Origin of the sequence: Pseudomonas sp. SJZ080 (assembly GCF_007828295.1) — a bacterium.
GTDB lineage: Bacteria > Pseudomonadota > Gammaproteobacteria > Pseudomonadales > Pseudomonadaceae > Aquipseudomonas > Aquipseudomonas migulae_A.
The window spans coordinates 1-4,670 of record NZ_VIUK01000058.1; the positions used below are offsets into that span (position 1 = coordinate 1).

A 4,670-nucleotide genomic window follows, 5' to 3' on the forward strand; every position below is an offset into this window, starting at 1 on the left:
CGGTGTTCATGAGAGATCCTCCTTCGGTAAAGAGAGAAACCCGGTAAGTCTAGACTCACCGGGTTTCTCGAGCCGAGCTGACCATCTCATTAAGGGAATATGTATTTCTTCGGAAAGAAAGCGCACATTGGCGTCGATGCCGAATCCGACTTGGTGCAATAGCATGGTCGACACGGCGGCGAATGTAGCGGACGTGACTCAAGTCGATCAGTTGTTGCACGGTGAGGAAACTTACTCCTCTGGCGATGCCGGTTACACCGGCGTGCACAAACGTCCTGAGCATCAGGACCGCCAAATGATCTGGTCGATTGCCGCCCACCCCAGCACGTATAAGAAATACAACATGAAGAGCTTGATCGCTCAGGTGCGTCGTAAAATCGAATACACCAAAGCTCAATTACGAGCCAAGGTTGAACATCCATTTCGCGTGATCAAGCGTCAGTCTGGTTATACGAAAGTGCGCTTTCGTGGTTTGGCGAAAAATATCGCTCAGCAGACGACTTTATTCGCGTTGTCGAATCTGTAGATTGTGCGAAAGCGATTGCTGAGTGCAGGAGAGGTGCGCCTGTATACGGGCTAATTGCCCTGGAGCGGTGCGATTAGAGGAGAAACCATGAGTTAAGAGCAGAAAAGAGCACCGGGCTTGATTTTTGGCTGAGCATACTAGGGCCCCCTTTTACGAAGCGATTTTCCGTCGCGACACCAGAACCATTGATAGTTGTGGGCTTATCACTGAACGTACCCGCCCACTGTATACCCCTTGGTTAGCAAGCATCGGTTATGGACTCAATTCAGGATGAAGAGGATCAGCAACTAGCAGCAAAAATTACAGCAGACTTTTTTCGCCACAATACAAGTAGGAGAAACCGCAACAACATGACACGACAACACATCGACTCCAGAAATAGATCTGAGCTGTAAAGGTCTAAACTTGATGAAACCCATTTTGAACAAAGAACGGGGCAACCGAACTTTTTTGGTGTGCGAGAGTCACCAACGCAAGGGAGTTGATCCCACATGAACGTTGCCAATTGTTAAGCAAAAGTTGAGCTTATTGAATTTGCCGGAGAACACGATAACGTTTCACAGGCCTGCAAAATAATGGGTGTATTGCGAGACACCTTTTATTGTCATCAGAAGCCAAAGCCACTGGCGCCTCCCCTCTAGTCAAGAGGCCTCAAAATGAGCATTTTCAAGACTTTCACGCCATCTACCCTGAGCCGCGAAGCGTTCGTAGCAGCGCTTGCTGACATTTATGAACGCTCGCCCTGGATTGCCGAAAGAGTTTACGACTTGGGTCTGGACGCCAGCGACGACCAGATCAACACTTTACACCAGCGCATGAGTGACATTTTGTTAAGCGCCGACCACGCCAGACAACTGATACTGATCAACTCTCGCCCAGAGCTGGCCGGCAGAGAAGCCATCCAGGGCCACCTGACCGAAGCCAGCACCCATGAACAAGCAGGCGCCGGTATTTACCACTGCACGGCCGAGGAACTCCAACGCTTCGTCGAACTGAATGAAGCCTACAAAGCCAAATTCATGTTTCCCTTCATCATGGCGGTAAAAGGCAGCGACCGGCACCAGATCCTCGTCGCGTTCGAGGCGCGCATCCACAACCCGGCAGACGTCGAGTTCAACTGCGCGTTGGCAGAAATCAACAAAATTGCCCGGTTCCGATTACTTCAGCTCTAAGCCGAGCCGGCCCTTGCCGGTGACGCATCTCCAGCCACCTGTTAAAAGGCAGACAAGAAGAGTGATAGCTTACGCCGTACCTTTCGAGAAGTTAGTAAACCTGACCGTTGCCCATCTGGTCACAAGATTATCTCGAGTTCAGCTACCTACGCGCCTCAACATACCCGGATGACGGGGTAGCGCGCCGTGCGGCGGCAATGAACAGGTCTGATCTGGTTGCAGCCCTTAACTATGGCCGCGCCCTTGCATACTCCGATGAACACTTCGGCCACATGAGCAACATCCTCAACTCGGGCCGCGAGATCAACATGGACGAAGGCTCGGTCATCGTCGCGCTGGGGCACGCTGACAAGATCGAGAAAATCTACATCGACACCCTGCACTTCAAGAGCAACTACTCGGACACCTGCTCGATTCAGGGCGCATTCGCCAAAGGCGGCACCGACAGCCAAATCGAAACCCGGAGCTTATTCTGGCGTGAACTGCTACCGAGCCAGAAGCGGGAAATGCACGAAGAACACACCTTCAGCGAGCAGATCAAAGGTAAGCGGCTGACAAAGTCAACTACAGCGACTTTTACACTTCAACACAGCCAGGGCTCTCACTAAGGACGGTCTGAAGTAGTCATGTGTTCCTGGTGGACTTCGGCCACGCCGTTTTTGAAAGTGGCGAGTTAATCAAGAACGCTCATATTACTCACTCATTCTGCGCTTGGCTTTATATAGGACGCTGTGCTGCCCAGTTTCTGGTAGGTGCTGCGCCGGGCGGCTATCTGCGAGATGACTTGGAGACCTTCATGCTCGGGGCGTTTCTCCACTCAGGCATAACCGGCATCGGCACAGACTACGTTTCCGTCGCCGTGCAGCAGCTTATCGACCTGCGTGACATCTGCCTCATTGGTGGCCGTGCCCACCACGCTATGCACCAGGCCTGGTTCGTCATCGTAGCGCGCAAGAGCAATCAGCCTCGCCGCTGATTCGGTTGCGTCGGTTACCGAAGCAACACCTTAAAGGTGACCACTCTAACCGCTCTTGTGACGCGGGAAATTTCCTACACCCTCCCCGGAAACGCCTGACTGTGACCAGGCAGCCACTCTGTCACATTTGCCCGGCTTTTGGTTCCGGCCACTGCTTGAAGCCGCCAGCATTTGTAGATTCCAGTCAGACCGCTATTCAGTTCGAGCCTGGTATTGGTTCGACTTATGAACAGCCTGGATTCGTAAATAATTTAGAAACGTAAAGTAGAAAATGCAGCACGGACCGCTGTGCGTTCTCAATCTGAAGAGATTTGCCATGGCAACAATTGAAAGATATTCAAAACCCCGTGCACTGCTGCATTGGTGCTTTGCAGTCGTAATAATCTGGACCAGTATCAGTGGCTTTGGTGTCTCGTTCATCCAAATACCTGAACCGGTTGTGGGTATTATTCACAGCCTAAATGTTTCGCTGACTGCGCTACTGATTCCCCTACTCCTGGTACGCCTTACTTATCGGTTGGTCCACCCAAGTCCTTCACTACCCTCAGAATTCTCCCCGTTCTACCGGTGGCTGGTTGAGGCTGGACACATAGCACTCTACATCTCGACAGCTCAAGTACTATTCACCGGCGCGCTCATGATGGATCGCCCCATCGAGATATTCGGTTTGCTGTCCATCCCGCAGCCATTGCAAGATCCTGCGCTGATCGAATTTTTCTTTATCACTCATCGTTATGGTTGTGTGGTGTTGGCTCTGTTCGTGATCGGCCACATCGGTGCGGTGCTGCTGCATGCTCTGCGTGGCCATAACTTGCTTGAGCGCATGTCGCTCTCATCGAAGAGCGCCGCATGACCTCCCTGATCGCGTGATTCCGACCTCTGCCCTGACAGCGAGGAGCCTTGGCTGTGGGTACTGACGTTCGTGCCGGTGGCGAAGGTGTCAATTCCAAATCGGCAATTGAAACGGTCGAAGCTCGAGGAGTTACCTTGCTGGAAATGCTATTGGTCGTCCAGCGTGCACTCGCCTGATCCCTCACCATTCTCAACGATCAGCTCGGCGAGGATGGAGGCGAGCAGATTGTTATAGATCAAAATGTTCTCGTCCAACGAGCGAAACCACGACAACTCGGCTGGAGATCCATTAGGAAAACAGAGCAACGTAAGCCTTCGACGATCCCGGTGAGGGGCTACCGGGTTTGATGGTTGTGCGAGCAATCACCACCCCAAATGAAGTAGCCCCGCATGAACGTTGTAAATCAACCGATTGTTAAGCACAAGTTGGGCTTGTTGAACCTGGCCGAGGAACTCGGCAACGTTTCACAGGCTTGCAAAACCCAATAACGACGCAGCGAGGTCGACGAAAGGCTGAGAAACCACACAAAGTGGTGAGTCGGCTCTCCCGTGGTAGCCGTGCTTGATTTTACGCAGGCTGAAAATCCGATTTTTTCAACAGAATCGGCCGATTGCTGTCACTAAATCTCGGCAAGTACTCGCTCACCCCCTTTGGTTTTCGCCCATTCCGCTGCTACGCTCTTGCGTCCTCGATTGGAGTCGAACCAATGCCCACCGAATATTCACTTTCTGATGTTCTTGAACGGCTGTACCAAAATCAGCTCTCCTTGGAGGCTGCTGTGATGGAGCTGACCTTGAAGGGTGAAAATCAAGGTCAGCGGAAATTGGCGCTAACGTCCACGATGCACTCTGCCCGGTCTGCTCGCTGCAGACTGCTCTGCTAACCCTGCTATGGGTAGCGTTCGTTCGGTGCCAGCAGGTTGCGGCTACCGTCGGGCAAGACCTTTTCGGCAAAGCTCAGTACGTCACGAATATGATCATCTACCGTAATCCAACGAGGTGCTGACGCGCCTGAACGGCCGCCTTTGGTACCGTCCTGGATGTTGATCTTGAATCGCCCCTAGTTTCGTAGACACCTCCAAGCCTTAAAATGAGGCCCATTAGGAGGTGCCATGAGCAACCAGCGTTATCCCGAAGAATTCAA

The 4,670-nt window shown here is 52.3% G+C and carries 2 protein-coding genes and 5 pseudogenes; 5 read left to right on the top strand and 2 right to left on the bottom strand.

Annotation, left to right across the window (positions count from 1 at the left end; translation table 11 throughout):
- Window positions 1-93: 93 nt before the first annotated feature.
- From FBY04_RS32115 to FBY04_RS32125, 4 genes and pseudogenes are all read left to right on the top strand, one after another.
- A pseudogene (locus FBY04_RS32115) lies at window positions 94-526 on the top strand (transposase); the annotation flags it as partial.
- Window positions 527-1,024: 498 nt separating this feature from the next.
- A pseudogene (locus FBY04_RS32990) lies at window positions 1,025-1,140 on the top strand (helix-turn-helix domain-containing protein); the annotation flags it as partial.
- Window positions 1,141-1,182: 42 nt separating this feature from the next.
- Window positions 1,183-1,698 carry a 2-oxo-4-hydroxy-4-carboxy-5-ureidoimidazoline decarboxylase gene (gene uraD / locus FBY04_RS32120; RefSeq protein ID WP_144931239.1) on the top strand — a complete coding sequence of 172 codons (516 nt, stop codon included), beginning with the start codon at window positions 1,183-1,185 and terminating at the stop codon, window positions 1,696-1,698.
- A gap of 137 nt (window positions 1,699-1,835) precedes the next feature.
- Window positions 1,836-2,240, top strand: a pseudogene (locus FBY04_RS32125) (allantoicase); the annotation flags it as partial.
- A gap of 153 nt (window positions 2,241-2,393) precedes the next feature.
- Here the strand turns inward: FBY04_RS32125 and FBY04_RS32130 are convergent.
- Window positions 2,394-2,641, bottom strand: a pseudogene (locus tag FBY04_RS32130) (transposase); the annotation flags it as partial.
- A gap of 349 nt (window positions 2,642-2,990) precedes the next feature.
- Here FBY04_RS32130 and FBY04_RS32135 point away from each other — a divergent pair.
- The gene (locus FBY04_RS32135; RefSeq protein WP_144931243.1) at window positions 2,991-3,527 is read left to right on the top strand and encodes a cytochrome b; all 537 of its coding nucleotides are present in this window, start codon (window positions 2,991-2,993) and stop codon (window positions 3,525-3,527) included.
- A gap of 894 nt (window positions 3,528-4,421) precedes the next feature.
- Here the strand turns inward: FBY04_RS32135 and FBY04_RS32995 are convergent.
- Window positions 4,422-4,577 (bottom strand): annotated as a pseudogene (locus FBY04_RS32995) (integrase); the annotation flags it as partial.
- Window positions 4,578-4,670 lie beyond the last annotated feature (93 nt).

Bases quoted from the DNA above. Each gene is read 5' to 3' on its own strand.
- uraD (WP_144931239.1), top strand. From the start codon at position 1,183: ATGAGCATTTTCAAGACTTTCACGCCATCTACCCTGAGCCGCGAAGCG.
- FBY04_RS32135 (WP_144931243.1), top strand. From the start codon at position 2,991: ATGGCAACAATTGAAAGATATTCAAAACCCCGTGCACTGCTGCATTGG.